Consider the following 14,943-nt stretch of genomic DNA (forward strand, 5'->3'; position numbering starts at 1 on the left):
TCAGGTCACCCCTCCGCTTAATATGAAATAGGGTACGCGCATAATGACGCGCGTATAAGCACCTTCCCTGCTCTCGACTAACAAGCCGTATTCTGTGCCATAAAATAATTGGATACGCTGATGTACATTACGCAGACCGATCCCGCTGCCTTCCGATTGCTTCTCCTGCTGTGCATAGGCATCCCGCTTGTTGATGGTGCCTCCCGTTTCTTCTTGGCTGATTTTCCGGTTCAGTTCCTCCGCCATCTCCGCTGTCATGCCAGACCCGTTATCTTCAATTTCGATGACGATACTGGAAGCAACAACCTCCGCTTTAATAGAGATGACAACGTTCCGCGCTTCCGATGGCTTAAACTTCATGCCGTGCTTGACGGAGTTCTCCACAATCGGCTGCAGCGACATCTTGAGCAGCTCTTGATCCAAGTAATCGGGCGGAATGTTGATTTGCAAGCTGACCGTATGATCAAACCGAACGTTCATAATCGCAATGTAGTTGGTAATATGTCCAAGCTCATCCTTCAGCCGCACGTACTCACTCGTCCACTTCAAGTTGTAGCGCATCATACCGCCAAGCGAAGTAAGCGCGTCCGAGATGACGGGTTGATTCTCGATTTCCGCCAGCATCTTAATATTCTCAAGCGTGTTGTAGAGGAAATGCGCATCGATCTGGTTCTTGAGCGTCCGCAGCTCAGCTTCCTTGGAAGCGGCCTGTTTCGTGACGGCTTCGGCGATGAGCGAATTGATTTTCTTTAACATTTTGCGAAAATGATGCGCTAGCTCTCCGACCTCGCCGCCGCCGCGGATCGTGAAATCGAAGTTGAAATCGCCCTGGCGGACCCGCTTCATGAAGTGAGCAAGCGTGTGCAATTTTTTCAAAATAAGCGCATTCAGAAAGTAAGTCGAAATCGACAGAATCGCCAGTAGAATAACGTTAGCCATGATGAGTTTATTACGTGTCTTATTGATATCCGCAAACACATTCTTCAGCGACACTACATTAAGCACATAGGCATCCAGCTGGTCGATATACATGTAGTTTCCTAGAAAGGGTGTATTGTTGTGGTTAAACAGGAAGTGACCTGTCCCTTGCGTGACATGCTGATTCAGCGCAGTGCGAACGTCTGTCTCCGTAAGACCCGTGCTTGTCAGAAACGGACTTCCGGCATCGCGAAACATTTTACCTTCTCCATCCATAACAAACATCTGTGACTGGCTTACATCCGTTCCATGAAACACACCTTGAAAGAAATTCGTCAGCAGCATATCGACCTGCATAATGCCGACATGGCGCCCTGCCGGATATTCAATCTCGCGCAGCAGCGAGAGCTTCGGTCTGGATTCTTTCGCATCGGGGACAAGTGAGCGAATCGGATCGCGGTCCATCCGGTCAAAGTACCACAGCTCCTGCCCGTTCAGCTCATTCACCTTCGAATACCAAGGGTCTCCTTGAATACGCCGCTCCAGCATGATGACAGGCCAAATTTCGTTAATCCGCTTATTATTGGAGAACAGCCGAATATGCTCGATGTTAGGATTATTAAACTGCAGGCGCAATATATTCGAAACGACTGTCGTATCGAACTCGATCAGCTCCGTAGCGTCGGGCTCACTCGTCCGCTCCAAATAATAGAGCACTTCTTTATCCGAGACCGACAGCTGCGCAGCCCGCTCCATCGTCTCAATGTTGTTGTTCATATTGACCCGCTCAATCTCTAGCGTGTTCTCGTACTTCTTAATAATGTCTTTCATATAATTGTCGTTGAGCTCTTTGAAAATATACAGCGAAATCAGGAGACTCGGCAGCAGCAGGATGAGGATGTACGAAATAAACAGTCGCTTCTGCAAGGACAGCTGTTCCAGCTTATAAATGATCGTTTCACGGCTGATCATGCGAGGTCTGTTTAGCAAATGAAATCACGTCCATAGAGTGGGATGAATGCCTAATCTCCAGTATAACGCACAAAACGAGCATGAACAGCCGGGCGGCAGCCCGCAGCCTAGAAGGGCGGCAGACTTCACCACTCTTCTTGGCCGAGGCATGCACCGCCGGCTGTTCGATTGCTAACTCATTTCGATTTCGTACTCTATTTCAGAAATTCTTTCAGCTTCGCTACGTTCTCTTCATATTTCTTCTGTTGGAACGCCTGCACCTTATCGAAGCCTGCATCCTTACGTTTCTCGATGAACTCCGCAAACGTTTTGTCGAAGTCCTCATCGGACTTGCTAAGCAGCAGCTTCGGAAGCGTTTTGCCCCACGTTTGAGCGATCTTCGTATTCGCAATCCCTTCCTCGGAGTTGCCCGTCGGATTGATTTGGTCGTATTGCGAGAAGCTTTGCGTTTTGCCTTTGGTCCAATCTTCCATTTGTTTGGACGGCTCCACGCTCGGCGGCGCCCACTTCAGGTTCATATTCGTATCCATCAGCATCCAGAAGGTGTACGACGCGCCATACTTCTTATCGAAGGAAGAACGATCTTTGTTCAGCAGCTCAAGTACTTCAGGCTTGAACACGTCTTTGCCGTCAGCTGTGTCATACGTTACGCCCGGCTCGCCCATGAACAAGTCTTTATTGCCTTCTTCACTTACAAGGTAGCTAAGGAAACGAATTGCTCTTGCTTTGTCTTTCACGTTCTTGGAAATGAGGGTTACTGTCCAGCCGGAGATGCCAGGGCCGGCAAGTGTCGGTTGATCGCCTGCATCATTGCCGGGACCGTCGATAGCAATATAGACAGAGTTCGGATCTTTGGCAAACAGGGCATTCTGTTGTGCGGCAAAATCACTGCGTTGGTACAGCATCGCGAAGTAACGGCCTTGCGCGATTTTCTCTTCCATTTGCGGACGTTTGTCGATGAAGATATCTTTCGCGAGTAGGTCCATTTCATTGGCTTTGCGGAATGTCTTGAGCCAGCTAACATATTCCGGATCTGTCACACGGTCATACAGCTTGCCGTCTTTCTCGTATGGAACAGCAAGGAAGTTCTGCAGATAGCCTTCGAGTGAACTGTTACCGTTCTCGCCAAACTCATGCAAGCCAAGCGGGATAAGCGGCTGTCCGTTTACGTCCGGGAATTTCTCCTTCGCTGCTTTGAGCGCGTTCAGGAATCCTTCCTTTGTACGCATGTCTGGTTTGCCAAGCGCTTCATACATATCTTTGCGTACGACGAACGTTTGGTTCGACGTGTAATCGCGTGCATATTTCTCGAAATCCTTCGGCGAGGACGATGCGTTCGGATAACCGTACACATTGCCGTCTTCTTGGGTGTACCAGGATGTCTTCGCAGGGTCCGCAACCTTGAAGAAGTACGGATCATACTGCTCTGCCAGCTTGTTCAGCGGTTCTACCAGACCGCCTTCGATCATCTTCTTCACGCCGTCCTCATACCAGCCAAGCGTGATGAAATCTGGAAGCGAGCCGGAAGCGATCATCGTATTCAGCTTCTCGTTCTCGTTACCTGCCGGTACGATGAAGTTGACGTTAACGCCGGTTTTCTTCGTGATGTATTGGGAGGTTGCATCTACGCCCCACTTATTCGGGAACCAAGAGAAGTTAAGATACCAGTCAAACGTGATCGGTGACGTGTCAGCTTTCCAGCCAGGCTCGTCAGCAGATACAGCGGGTTTGTTCTCTGCTTTGGTGTTGTCTGCCGCTGTGTTGTCCGCAGTATTCGCAGCTTTGTTGTTGCCTGCAGCCGCTTCATTGTTCTTATTATTGTTGTTGCCGCCGGAGCAAGCTGCCAGCGTGAAAACAAGCGCAAACACTGTCGTTAAAGCAATTAAGCGCTGAACCTTACCTTTTCTCATTTTCCCTACCCCTTTGCTTCGCTTATTATAATGTCTTTGCCGACTTGGAATCCAGCCTGCTAGGACGAATAACCTAACCCTTGATCGAGCCGATCATCAAGCCTTTGACAAAATACTTCTGTAAGAACGGATACACCAGCACGATCGGCAGCGTAGTGACCACCATCGTTGCGAGCTTAATCGACTGCGAGGTGACGCTCTTCGTAATGCCGCCCGGCATCGCCGCCATCATGATGTTCGAGCTCGACTGTGCGATAACCCGGTACAAGTACGTTTGAATCGGCTGCAAATCCATATTGTTGATATAGATCATCCCGGTAAAATAATCGTTCCATTGATACACCCCGTGGAATAAGGCGATCGTGGCGATAACCGGCATGGATACCGGAATGACGACACGGACGAAGATGGAGAAGTCATTGGCTCCGTCAATCTTTGCGGCTTCCTCAAGCCCTGTGGGAATTTCCCGAAAGAAGGCCAAGAAGATAATGAGATCAAAGAAGTTGAACATGGCCGGTATGATGTAGACTAGGAAGCTGTCGAGCATATGCAAGTCGCGAATGAGCAAATAGAAAGGGATGAGACCGCCGCTGAAAAACATCGTGATCGTGCCCATCAGCATGTAGATCTGTCGTCCAACCAACTCCCTTCTGGAGAAAGCGTAGGCAACCATTGCGGTGAAGAATACATGTGCCGGAACACCTATAACGGTCTTCGCAACCGTTACGCCCATCGCCAGCATAATGCCGGGGTTGTTGAACACGGCTTGGAAATTATCGAGACTGACCACGCGCGGCCACCAGTAGATGCCGCCGCGCATCGCGTCCTGCCCTTCATTGAAGGAATTGACGAGCACATACCAGATCGGATAGATCGTCACGAAGCAGATAAGCAGCATGCCGATCGTATTCACGGCATCGAATAGTGCCTCGCCGGCGGTTTTTCTTCGGAGTAGGGATGTATACATCAGTCGGCGCAACCACCTTATCTTTTAGAATAACGACGTATCGTTGAGCTTCTTCGACACTTGGTTTGCCATGATCAGCAAAATCAGCGCGATAATCGATTTAAACAATCCAACTGCGGCCGAGTAGGAGTAACGCCCGCTTAAGATACCGGTTTGATAGACGTAAACGTCGATTACGTTGCTCGCACTCTCATTGAGCGAGTTGCGCAGGACGAGAATTTGATCGAAGTTTGAAGATAGAATGCCGCTTACTGCGAGAATGAACAGGATCGTAATGGTACTTTTGATGCTCGGGAGCGTTACAAACCACATTTTCTGAAACCGTCCTGCCCCGTCGATTGTAGCGGCCTCATACATTTCCGGTGAAACCCCGGCGATTGCAGCCAGGTAGATAATGGCCGACCAACCGAGTTCCTTCCATATGTCTGATGTGATGACGATCGACCAGAAGTAGCTCGGCTCCGCCAAATAGCTGATCGGTTCATCGATGAAGCCAAGTGCGATAAGCAAGTTGTTGATGATGCCAACATCGGCGAGCCATGTTGTCAGGATGCCTCCGAGTATGACCCACGACAGAAAGTGAGGCAGGTAGGAGATCGTCTGTACAAACTTCTTCAACTTCAACGAGCGCAGTTCATTGAGGAAGAGGGCGAAGATGATCGGCAGCGGAAACCCGAGAACGAGCTTAAACATGCTCATGCCAACCGTGTTCCAGATGACGCCAGGCAGCTCATCGTCCTCGAGAAATTCTCGGAAATGCTGGAAGCCAACCCAAGGCGCTTCGTGCACGGAATGAATGATGTTGTACTCCTTAAAGGCGATTATGACGCTGTACATGGGAATATAATTGAAAATAATCATCCAGGCTACGCCCAGCAGCGCCATCACCTGCAAATACTTCTGGCCGATGATCTTGCGGATCACTTTCATGGCCTTGTCCTTCCGGCTTGCCGGCTGCTGCCTCGTGGGCAGCTCATAGCTCAGATTGGCGCTCATGCTGGCAGACCTCCATGGAGTTTATGGTTTTATGTAAGTGCTTTCATTCTTCTGAACTTATTGTAAGCCGGCGGGCAGTGGCAATATAAGGTCTCAAATTTTGCTTTCAGTCGCAAAATTTCAGGTTGTGCATCCCCTATGTGTTGCTCCCAGAGCTACTCTTCCCCACACACAACTGCTTTTTCATGCTGTTTTCGTGTTGTGCCGGCAGCTCGCTTATCTTGCATTCCGCGCCAATAACCCGTTGCCACACACTGAGCAATTCTAACGAACCACAGAAGCCTTATTGAGCCGACATTCGATGCTGCGAGAATCTAACGAACCGTAGAGGTCTTATTGTGGAAAATCCGGCTCCAAAATACCTATAAACCGTCAAATAGTGCCTCTACGATGCGTTAGAATTTTTATAAAGCTAATTTCGAGCAAATAAGGCCTGTACGATTCGTTAGAGCTTTTCGCATGTAAGTTGCCACTGCACGTAACTCGTATTCCGTGTGCTCACCCACTCCCAGAACAAAAAAAACAGCCCGGCGCATGATGAGATCATGCGCGCCGGACTGCCTTTTTGAATGAATCGTTGCTGGTTAGGTTGGTGCACTAGTTATTGCGGGTTCAGCAGGCTTTGCAGCCGCTCCTTGATGACCGGCCACTCTCTATCCAGAATGCTGTAATAGACGGAGTCTCTTACATAGCCGTTCGGATAGATCATATGGTTGCGAAGCACGCCTTCCTTGGTAGCGCCAAGTCGCTCAATCGCCTGCTGGGAGCGCGTGTTCCGCGAGTCCGTCTTGAGCTGGACGCGGATGGTGCCCAGCGTTTCGAAGCAATGCTTCAGCAGCAGATATTTGCATTCCGTATTGATGGATGTGCGCCATACCGAGGGAGTAAGCCACGTCGATCCGATCTCCAGCCCTTTGTTCGCGGTGGAGATATCGAAGAGCTTCGTGCTGCCAACGATGCGTTCGGTTGCCCGATCAATAATTACAAATGGAAGCGACGCCGGTTGTGACAATGCTTTCTCGACATCGGCTTTCGCATCGTCTATTGAAGCTATGCCTTTAGCGGTAAGTGTCCAAATCTCGGGATATCGACCTGCTTCATAGATGCCTTCGATATGCTCGAGTCCCATCGGAACCAGCTCAACTTTATTACCGGAAAGTGTAATCGGTTTTACATCCATACTGAAGTTCCCTCCGTGTTGCTTATTTTAGCCCAGCCCAGTTGGTTGGCTATTCATCTGCCTGCGCGAAATGCCAGCATACGCCTGCCGGATCAATGAGATGAATTTCCCGACGGCCCCATGGAAACAGCGTCGGCTCTTTGGCCCGGATCGGATATTTCCCGCTGCTTTGGATCGCTTGGATATGCAACCACCAGGCATCTAAATCGTCTACAGTCAGGTCGATCATGTAATTGTCCTGGAACGACTGGTTATTGTAATTTTGCAAAATAAATTCCTGCTCGGATAAACGGAAAATGACGATATCGTTATTGGATAATACGCTCTCGAAGCCAAGATCTTTAAAGAATTGCTGCGCCAACTCAAAATCGGCACCAGATGGAACAAATGGTCGTAACTTCATCGCTTTCATCTCGGGAATCCCTCCATGTCCTTGTGCTTTCCTATTTACTTATTGTCTTATTCGCATATTCGAGATCTAGGGCAAATCTCCTGCCACTATCTAGTATTTCCGCCACTTGTACGCTATACTGGGGCAAATGAATTCTAGTGATGATGAGGTGCACCTATGAAAATGAGTCCGCGATTGCTGCAGGTTGTGAGCATTTTCTTTATTGGTTACGGCATTATTGATATTTTGTTCGTCAATTGGGTGCTCGGCATTGTGCTGCTCATTATTGGTATCTACATGAATGTGGTGGCTGTGAAGAAGCGCCGTGAGTTGAAGAAACAGTAGGTATAGCAAGGCTGAAGCTGAGAGCATGATTCGTGCTCTCAGCTTTTTTAGTTTCCCGTTCGCAGCAATTGTTCCTCGAAAACGGATATACCGCTCTCGAAGTGGCTCAATCGCCGTTACCCGAGTAATATCGTTCTTTCTGTGAGCTGTTAGCGGATATGCCGCTTTCAGCAGCAAAACATGGCCGATTTGCTGCACTAAGCGGGTATACCGCTCTTGAATGTAGTATGGGGGTAGTTGGGCTTGTTGCGCAGTTGGCACAGTTGGAGGAGTTGGAGGAGTTGAGATAGTTGAGGTAATTGAGGTAGGCTGGTTGGGTTGTGCTGGTTGGTTAGTTTGACTGCTGAGAGTCGGGTTTTCCGACTCTCAGTTGCTTTTTCCTGTGTTTTTTCTGCTGAGAGTCGGATTTTCCTACTCTCGGCCTCCGCTACGAGCGGTGGTTTGATGGTTCGGAAGCTGAATTTCCAGTTACCAATAATTAACTCCGACTGGTGGCATACTATACGATGCTGCTTTGCTATTTCGCCGGAGGTGTGCGCCTATGAGAACTCCTTTTCTGATGATGCTGTTCGATGAGTCGACCGGCTTGTATCACCGTGATTTCTTCCAACCGTTCATCCAGTGGAAATTAGCCGATATGCCGCGATCCCGAATGAAGTTCACTGTTCTCACCATCGCCATCTACCGCATCGTCAAGCTGGACGCAGACCACGACGATGACCTCGTATCTGATAGCACTGCTGCACATGTAAGCTCCCTAATCGCGAATCAGCTGCGCGATACGGATTTCATTTTTGCAACCGATCAAGTCGGGCAGTTCAATGTCCTGCTCTCCTATTCGGGCGAGCGCGAAACGGAATTTTTTATGAAGCGCATTTACAATGTGCTCGCTAAACAATTCCCTGAAGCTGAGCTCACTGCCGGTATGGTCGAGGTTGCGCATGCGACGATTACTTTCGAAGAAATCGCGGAGGCAAGCGAGCAGGCGATTCAACTCGCACTGGCGACAGGTCCCGGCCGACTTGAATCGGTATCAATCACAGCGCGCCCTGTTACACAAATCGTGAAAGTGTCCATCATTGAAGACTCCGAAATCGCGCAGAGCATTCTATTCCATATGATGGAGGGGCTCGAGGTTTCCGGCATCCAGTTTCAACAGCAGATTTTTGAGGATGGCAGCAGCTTTATTGGATCGGAGTGGCATTATTCCGGGCATACGCAGCTTATTTTCCTAAGTGATATTCTCCCTGAACGAGACGGCATCGAGCTGCTCAGTGAGCTAAGAAGTATGCCCAATTCGAATAAATACATCATCCTGATGCTTGGCAGCAGAAATACAGAAAATGATACGATTTATAGTTTGGAGCATGGCGCCGACGACTACATTCCAAAGCCGTTTAATATTCGGCTGCTGGAAGCGAAAGTGAAACGAATGCTGGAGAGGTTGAAGTAGCATGTACAGCACAGCGGTTATCACACTTGGGGTATTTGCTTGCAGCCTGCTGGTTATAGCCAGCCTCATGCTCGTCTATATTTCAATTATTAAGGCGAAGGATCAACGATTGAATGCCTTGATGAGCACGTATGCCAAGAAATATGCTGCACGTATGTATATCTACTTGACCAAGGGAACTCTTTTTCGGGCACTCATCCCTTACTCCCAAGCAACATTCTATGCATCAGAGCAGCTTCTGAGCGAATATCTGCGCAATGTTAGAGGTGAAGACGTGACCAGCCGGGCCAAGCAATTCGCGGAAGCCCACTACACAGCACGATATCGCAAGCTCCTACGAAGTCGTAAATGGAGCATGCGGATGAATGTACTCTATCATGCGTCGGTTTTTGGAATGGAATCCCTGTTGGAAGACATCCTAATATTTAGAAAAAGCTCTCGCTGTACGCCCGACGAATATTATCAAATTTGCAAGCTGCTCGTTCAAGTCCGCCATCCGGAAGCGATTGAAGCCATACTCGGCATACCTGCTTCCATTTCGGATTTCGATTACAGGCAGCTCATCTCGATGATGTCAGATGAGCAATTCGCCTCCGCACTGGGCCAGTTCAGCCGACTTCCTGTGGCATTTCAGTACAGCCTCATCGACATGATCAGCACGCTGAACAAATACGAGAATCTCCCCTTTCTGGAGCAGCTATTATTTCAAAAGGAAGAGCCTCCTCACGACGCGGAGCTGCACATCAAGCTGTTGAAATCCATTGCGCAGCTTGGCTACACGGATCAGCCGGAGCGCTATCTCGCCTTTGCAGCTTCCGATCAGTGGGAAGAGCGGGCCATGGCCGCCAAGTTATTCGGTGCGCTGAAGAAGCCTGAGTTCACTCCGGCACTCAACAAGCTTATTGAAGACAGCTCATGGTGGGTCAGAAATCAGGCCGCGCATGCACTGCTCGGGATGAAAGAAGGAAAACAAATGCTGAGACTAATCGCCGAATCAGGTCATGATCGTTTCGCTCGAGATATGGCGAAGGAGACGTTAGGAATGGAGCAAGAATGGACATAACCTTGCTGTGGTTCGCGATCATCCACTTCTACAGCCGCTTTGTTCTGATATACATGCTGCTAGTAAGCGGGTTCTATCTGCTGATGTTTCTGTTCTCCTTCCTGTCGATACGCAAATCATACAAGCTCAATACATTGCGGGCGCATGAGGAGCTTCGCGACATTACGTTTACGAAGCCGATTTCGGTTATCGTTCCCGCTTATAACGAGGAAGCCGGCATTCTCGAGAGCGTCCGTTCCCTGCTTAGCCTGCAATATCCGCAAGTAGAGATCATCGTCGTTAATGACGGCTCGACGGATCAGACGCATGAGGTCATGATGTCGCATTTTCGAATGGTGCCAATCGACCGGGCTGTTCGCCAGCTTATCCCTTCCAGTGAGGTGCTGGCTGTCTACCAATCCACCCAGTTACCCCATCTCTACATGCTGAACAAAGTAAATGGCGGCAAAGCTGACTCCTTAAATGCCGGTATCAATTACGCCAGATACTCCTATTTCTGCTCGATCGACGGCGACTCTATTCTCGAACGCGATGCCTTTGTCAAAGTGATGAAACCGATTATAAGTTCAGGCGAGGATATCATTGCTGCGGGCGGTAACGTGCGAATTGCCAACGGATGCGACATCCAGATGGGTATCGTGAAGCGGATCAAGCTCTCCAATAAACCACTTGTCATCTACCAAGTCATCGAGTATTTACGTGCATTTCTTGTTGGTCGGATCGGGCTTAGCCGCTACAATCTAATGCTTATTATCTCTGGTGCTTTCGGAGTGTTCTCGAAGGAATGGGTCGTTTCTGCCGGAGGCTATTCCACCGAAACAGCAGGTGAAGACATGGAGCTTGTCGTAAAATTACAGCGTCTCATTAAAGAGCGGAAGGCGAATAAGCGCATCGTATTCGTCCCCGATCCCATCTGTTGGACGGAAGCGCCGGAGACCCTCCCTTTTCTGCGTAAACAGCGAAATCGCTGGCACAGGGGGCTGCTCGAGAGTTTATGGATGCACCGCAAAATGCTGCTAAACCCAAGGTACGGCTTTGTTGGCATGATCGCCTTTCCCTATTACCTCATCATTGAGCTGTTTGGTCCGATTGTGGAGCTTGGGGGGTATATGTTCATCATCCTGGCCTTGCTCTTCGGAGGCATCTCGATCGAGTTTTCGGTTCTTCTATTCCTTGCCTTCCTTCTCTACGGCTCCATCATTTCGTTACTAGCCTTGCTGCTGGAGGAGTGGAGCCTGCGAAAATATGCGGATAAGAAGGACATCTTCAAGCTCTATCTGTACGCGCTGACCGAGGTCATTTGGTTCCGTCCGTTGACCGTGATTTGGCGGGTGGAAGGCGTATTCCAGTTTCTCTTCGGCTATAAACACTGGGGCGAAATGAAAAGAAAAGGGATTTCATAATGCGACATTTGGATCTGTTCAACAAACGATCGTTTATGATCGGCTGCATTACGCTTGGCCTGCTGCTCGTCACTTCTCCATTCTGGACATGGGTGATGAAACCGAGTCATCCTCTGCGCGTGCTCATCGTGGACAAGACGGTGCCCAATCAATCCTACCGCAATCATGCGGGGCTCACTTGGCTGCTCAATAATGCAAAATATGTCCAAGCCTCGGGCAAACCTTATAATCCGGCAACGGATTATGTTGGCTTCAAACCGAGCAGCAACGGCGAGAGCTATGCCATTACGAAGATGCCTGCGAACCTGAACAGCTACGATATGATCTATCTTGCTGATCTCTATGGCGTGGATAAAGAAGAGTTCACACATAAGCAGCCGGGGGCAAAAGAGAGCAAGAGCTTGTACGGCGGCCTGCAGCGGGAGGAGTTCGAAGCCATCCGCCAAAAACTGCTGACCGCAGGTGGAACGCTCGTTGCCGAATATAATCTATTCGGTAAGCCGACGTCTGTGAAGATGCGCACAGATATGTATAGTCTGCTGAATGTGACCTGGAAAGGCTGGGTCGGCAAATATGTAGCGGATCTTGCCGGTATTGAGGTACCGAGCAATATTAAGCGCAGCTATCACATTCAGCACGGGGGCAGTGAATGGCCCTATAAGGAAAATGGCTACCTGTTTATGAACGAGTTCACCGAAGAGGTACTCGTCCTTACGAGAGAGGATCTTGCGAATGCGAGAGGAGGTGCACCTCAATTTGCATTCACGACCAAAGGCGAGTCCGAACTTAAGCTCAGCGGGCAGCAGGCTTATACCGGGTGGTTTGATATTATCGACGCTGAAGATGAGCATGAAGTGCTCGCAACCTATCACTTGCCGCTGTCGGATACAGGCCAAGCAAAGCTTAGCCGCCGTTATATTCCGCTTACTCTGCCTGCTGTTATCCACCATCAGAATAGGCGATACGGGAGCTACTATCTGTGCGGACAGTTCTCCACGAATACCGAGATTCCGGATATTTATCAAAGCACGATTCACACGACCCTGCGCAAGCTGCCGAATTGGCATGGCTCCGAAGGTGCTTTCTATTGGCGGATCTATGCCCCGTTGCTCAAAGCGATTGTCAGCCGTGGGATGAATCACCCCGAGGAGCCCGCCCAGGTTGAACATGCGCTAGCCGCTGAAGATGTCACGTACAACGTACGTCTAGCAGGCAACCATTTTCAAATCCTTCAACATGGAATATGGGTCGATTTTATCGTCAAAGGCGTTAACATCGGGATGGGCAAACCAGGTGCATTTCCGGGGAACGCCGCCATTGGACGCGACGAGTACTATCGGTGGTTCAAGCAAATTGCAGCCATGAACGCCAACTCCATCCGGGTCTATACCTTGCAGCCGCCGGCCTTCTACGAAGCGCTGTACGAATTTAACCGCGAGACGGATCATCCGCTGTATATGTTCCACGGTGCTTGGGTACTGGAGGATGCGCTGATAAGCACAAACAATGCCTTCTCGAATGAGGTTACCTCACCCTTCCATGAAGAGATCGTGAATGTCGTGAATGCCGTACATGGTCATGCGAAGCTGCCCAAGAAGTCCGGCCATTCCTATGGCAGCTATTCCTATGATGTGTCGCCGTATTTGCTTGGCTGGATATTGGGGATTGAGTGGGACCCGCATGCCGTTGCGAGCACGAATGCAGCTGCGGTCAATAAGCATAAACCGCAATTCTTGGGCAGCTATGTCTATACGCAAGAAGCCTCACCCTTCGAAATGTGGCTGGCGCAAGGCATGGAATACATAGCAGACTATGAGCGCCAAACTTACAACGCCTCGCATGCGCTTAGTTTCACGAACTGGCCAACGACGGATCTGCTGAAGCATCCGCTGGAATCGTTCGGCGACGAAGATATGGTGGCGGTGAACCCGAACCACATTTATACGAGAAGCAGCTACAAGCCGGGCTCCTTCGCCTCCTATCACATTTATCCGTACTATCCGGATTTCATTAACAATGAATACAAGGATTACGTCGATAAGTCGGGGGAAAAGGATAATTACGCCGGTTATCTCCACGCCCTGAAGGCAGCTCACCGTTTGCCGATTCTCGTCGCAGAGTTCGGGATTCCCGGTTCAAGGGGCATGACGCACCGCAATGTGCACGGCAGGAATCAAGGCCATCATTCGGAGCAAGAGCAAGGTGAAATGATCGCCGCTCTGTACGAGGATATGCTGTCTGAGGATTATGCGGGAGGTATGATTTTCTCTTGGCAGGATGAATGGTTTAAACGAACTTGGAACACGATGGAATACGACAATCCGCATCGGCGTCCATTCTGGTCGAACATTCAAACCAATGAGCAATACTTCGGCATGCTGAGCTTCGATCCGGGTGAGAACATCACTGCGATCAACGTTGACGGCGACACTCTGGATTGGGATGCGCTGCACATAGCGCCGCTCTACGAAGCAAACATTAACTACGAAGCATCCACCAAGGATCAGCCCAATCTCAAAGCGCTATATATGACCAATGACTTGAAGTATCTGTACTTGCGGCTCGATTATCGGCATTTGGATAAGGATGCGATTCATACCGCCGTTATGCTGGATACGGTTGATGGACAAGGGATTACGAAGCTGCCGAAAGGGATTCCGTTTACCAACAACGAAGTCGGTTTCGATTTCTATATCGATATCGACAGTGCCTCCTACGCGGAAGCGTTCATTGACAGCTATTACGACACTTTCTACTACCACTATGCCTACTTAAAAAAGCTGATCCCTACCGTTCCCGGTGTGAATAAACGCAATAACGGCAGCTACCATCCGATTCGTCTCGTTCTGAACAAAGGTTCCAAAATGCTGCTGGATAGCGGCAAGCTGCTCGTATATCCATTCGAGTCCTATCATACGGGGCTGCTCCGGCACGGCAACAGCAATCCGCAGTCGCATGACTACAACTCGCTTACGGATTATCACGTGAACGAAGCGCTTGGGATCATCGAAATGCGCATCCCTTGGCAGATGCTGAATCTCAAGGATCCCAGCCTGCACGAGGTGATCGGCGATCTGTGGACCTCCGGTCAAGGCTACGGCTCCAGCAAGACAACACGCGGATTCACCATGCTAGTTGCAGCCCAAACCCGCAATGGATATGAAACACTGCCGCAGCTTGATCCTGCTAAGCCGGTCGCCAAATCGATGCTTCACCTGTTCCAATGGGGTGAGTGGAATCAGCCGTATTACCATGAACGGTTGAAGCGGTCCTATTATATTTTACGCCAGGAGTACGGGAAGCAATAAGCCATACAACCACCAAAAGAGCCTCGTCAAGAACGTT

12 protein-coding genes are annotated in these 14,943 nt (G+C 49.7%); 6 read left to right on the forward strand and 6 right to left on the reverse strand.

Annotation, left to right across the window (positions count from 1 at the left end; genetic code table 11):
- Complete coding sequence (locus AC506A_RS16030) at nt 1-1,908, reverse strand: sensor histidine kinase (protein WP_495462019.1); 1,908 nt, start codon at nt 1,906-1,908, stop codon at nt 1-3.
- A gap of 28 nt (nt 1,909-1,936) precedes the next feature.
- Between AC506A_RS16030 and AC506A_RS16035 the strand changes: the two genes are divergently transcribed.
- Nucleotides 1,937-2,065 (forward strand): hypothetical protein, encoded by a 129-nt coding sequence (locus AC506A_RS16035; protein WP_495462020.1) that lies wholly within the window; start codon nt 1,937-1,939, stop codon nt 2,063-2,065.
- A 19-nt stretch (nt 2,066-2,084) separates the two neighbouring features.
- Here the strand turns inward: AC506A_RS16035 and AC506A_RS16040 are convergent, their stop codons facing one another.
- From AC506A_RS16040 to AC506A_RS16060, 5 genes are all read right to left on the reverse strand, one after another.
- The gene (locus AC506A_RS16040; RefSeq protein ID WP_495462021.1) at nt 2,085-3,800 is read right to left on the reverse strand and encodes a type 2 periplasmic-binding domain-containing protein; all 1,716 of its coding nucleotides are present in this window, start codon (nt 3,798-3,800) and stop codon (nt 2,085-2,087) included.
- Nucleotides 3,801-3,873: 73 nt separating this feature from the next.
- Nucleotides 3,874-4,767: a carbohydrate ABC transporter permease gene (locus AC506A_RS16045; RefSeq protein WP_495462022.1), complete on the reverse strand. Its 894-nt coding sequence runs from the start codon at nt 4,765-4,767 to the stop codon at nt 3,874-3,876.
- A 24-nt stretch (nt 4,768-4,791) separates the two neighbouring features.
- A complete protein-coding gene (locus AC506A_RS16050; protein WP_495462423.1) occupies nt 4,792-5,697 on the reverse strand; it encodes an ABC transporter permease in 906 nt (301 codons plus the stop codon).
- A gap of 667 nt (nt 5,698-6,364) precedes the next feature.
- On the reverse strand, nt 6,365-6,943 hold the full coding sequence (locus AC506A_RS16055; protein ID WP_495462023.1) for a GNAT family N-acetyltransferase: 579 nt from the start codon (nt 6,941-6,943) through the stop codon (nt 6,365-6,367).
- 49 nt (nt 6,944-6,992) lie between these two features.
- Complete coding sequence (locus AC506A_RS16060; RefSeq protein ID WP_495462024.1) at nt 6,993-7,355, reverse strand: VOC family protein; 363 nt, start codon at nt 7,353-7,355, stop codon at nt 6,993-6,995.
- Nucleotides 7,356-7,511: 156 nt separating this feature from the next.
- Here AC506A_RS16060 and AC506A_RS16065 point away from each other — a divergent pair, with 156 nt between their 5' ends.
- The 5 genes from AC506A_RS16065 to AC506A_RS16085 all read left to right on the forward strand — a co-directional run bounded on the left by AC506A_RS16065 (nt 7,512) and on the right by AC506A_RS16085 (nt 14,906).
- Nucleotides 7,512-7,679: a hypothetical protein gene (locus AC506A_RS16065; RefSeq protein ID WP_495462025.1), complete on the forward strand. Its 168-nt coding sequence runs from the start codon at nt 7,512-7,514 to the stop codon at nt 7,677-7,679.
- Nucleotides 7,680-8,220: 541 nt separating this feature from the next.
- On the forward strand, nt 8,221-9,132 hold the full coding sequence (locus AC506A_RS16070; protein WP_495462026.1) for a response regulator transcription factor: 912 nt from the start codon (nt 8,221-8,223) through the stop codon (nt 9,130-9,132).
- Between the two features lies 1 nt (nt 9,133).
- Nucleotides 9,134-10,195: a HEAT repeat domain-containing protein gene (locus AC506A_RS16075; protein ID WP_495462027.1), complete on the forward strand. Its 1,062-nt coding sequence runs from the start codon at nt 9,134-9,136 to the stop codon at nt 10,193-10,195.
- Nucleotides 10,186-11,598 (forward strand): glycosyltransferase family 2 protein, encoded by a 1,413-nt coding sequence (locus AC506A_RS16080; protein WP_495462028.1) that lies wholly within the window; start codon nt 10,186-10,188, stop codon nt 11,596-11,598. Before AC506A_RS16075 ends, AC506A_RS16080 begins: the two co-directional genes overlap by 10 nt.
- Nucleotides 11,598-14,906 (forward strand): hypothetical protein, encoded by a 3,309-nt coding sequence (locus AC506A_RS16085; RefSeq protein ID WP_495462029.1) that lies wholly within the window; start codon nt 11,598-11,600, stop codon nt 14,904-14,906. The genes AC506A_RS16080 and AC506A_RS16085 overlap by 1 nt, the downstream gene beginning before the upstream one ends.
- Nucleotides 14,907-14,943: the final 37 nt, after the last annotated feature.

It is taken from the genome of Paenibacillus sp. N22P23, assembly GCF_059383735.1.

Excerpts from the sequence above, each read along its gene's own strand:
- AC506A_RS16035 (WP_495462020.1), top strand. The coding sequence starts at position 1,937 with ATGCCTAATCTCCAGTATAACGCACAAAACGAGCATGAACAGCCGGGC.
- AC506A_RS16040 (WP_495462021.1), bottom strand. The coding sequence starts at position 3,800 with ATGAGAAAAGGTAAGGTTCAGCGCTTAATTGCTTTAACGACAGTGTTT.
- AC506A_RS16045 (WP_495462022.1), bottom strand. The coding sequence starts at position 4,767 with ATGTATACATCCCTACTCCGAAGAAAAACCGCCGGCGAGGCACTATTC.
- AC506A_RS16050 (WP_495462423.1), bottom strand. The coding sequence starts at position 5,697 with ATGAAAGTGATCCGCAAGATCATCGGCCAGAAGTATTTGCAGGTGATG.
- AC506A_RS16055 (WP_495462023.1), bottom strand. The coding sequence starts at position 6,943 with ATGGATGTAAAACCGATTACACTTTCCGGTAATAAAGTTGAGCTGGTT.
- AC506A_RS16060 (WP_495462024.1), bottom strand. The coding sequence starts at position 7,355 with ATGAAAGCGATGAAGTTACGACCATTTGTTCCATCTGGTGCCGATTTT.
- AC506A_RS16065 (WP_495462025.1), top strand. The coding sequence starts at position 7,512 with ATGAAAATGAGTCCGCGATTGCTGCAGGTTGTGAGCATTTTCTTTATT.
- AC506A_RS16070 (WP_495462026.1), top strand. The coding sequence starts at position 8,221 with ATGAGAACTCCTTTTCTGATGATGCTGTTCGATGAGTCGACCGGCTTG.
- AC506A_RS16075 (WP_495462027.1), top strand. The coding sequence starts at position 9,134 with ATGTACAGCACAGCGGTTATCACACTTGGGGTATTTGCTTGCAGCCTG.
- AC506A_RS16080 (WP_495462028.1), top strand. The coding sequence starts at position 10,186 with ATGGACATAACCTTGCTGTGGTTCGCGATCATCCACTTCTACAGCCGC.
- AC506A_RS16085 (WP_495462029.1), top strand. The coding sequence starts at position 11,598 with ATGCGACATTTGGATCTGTTCAACAAACGATCGTTTATGATCGGCTGC.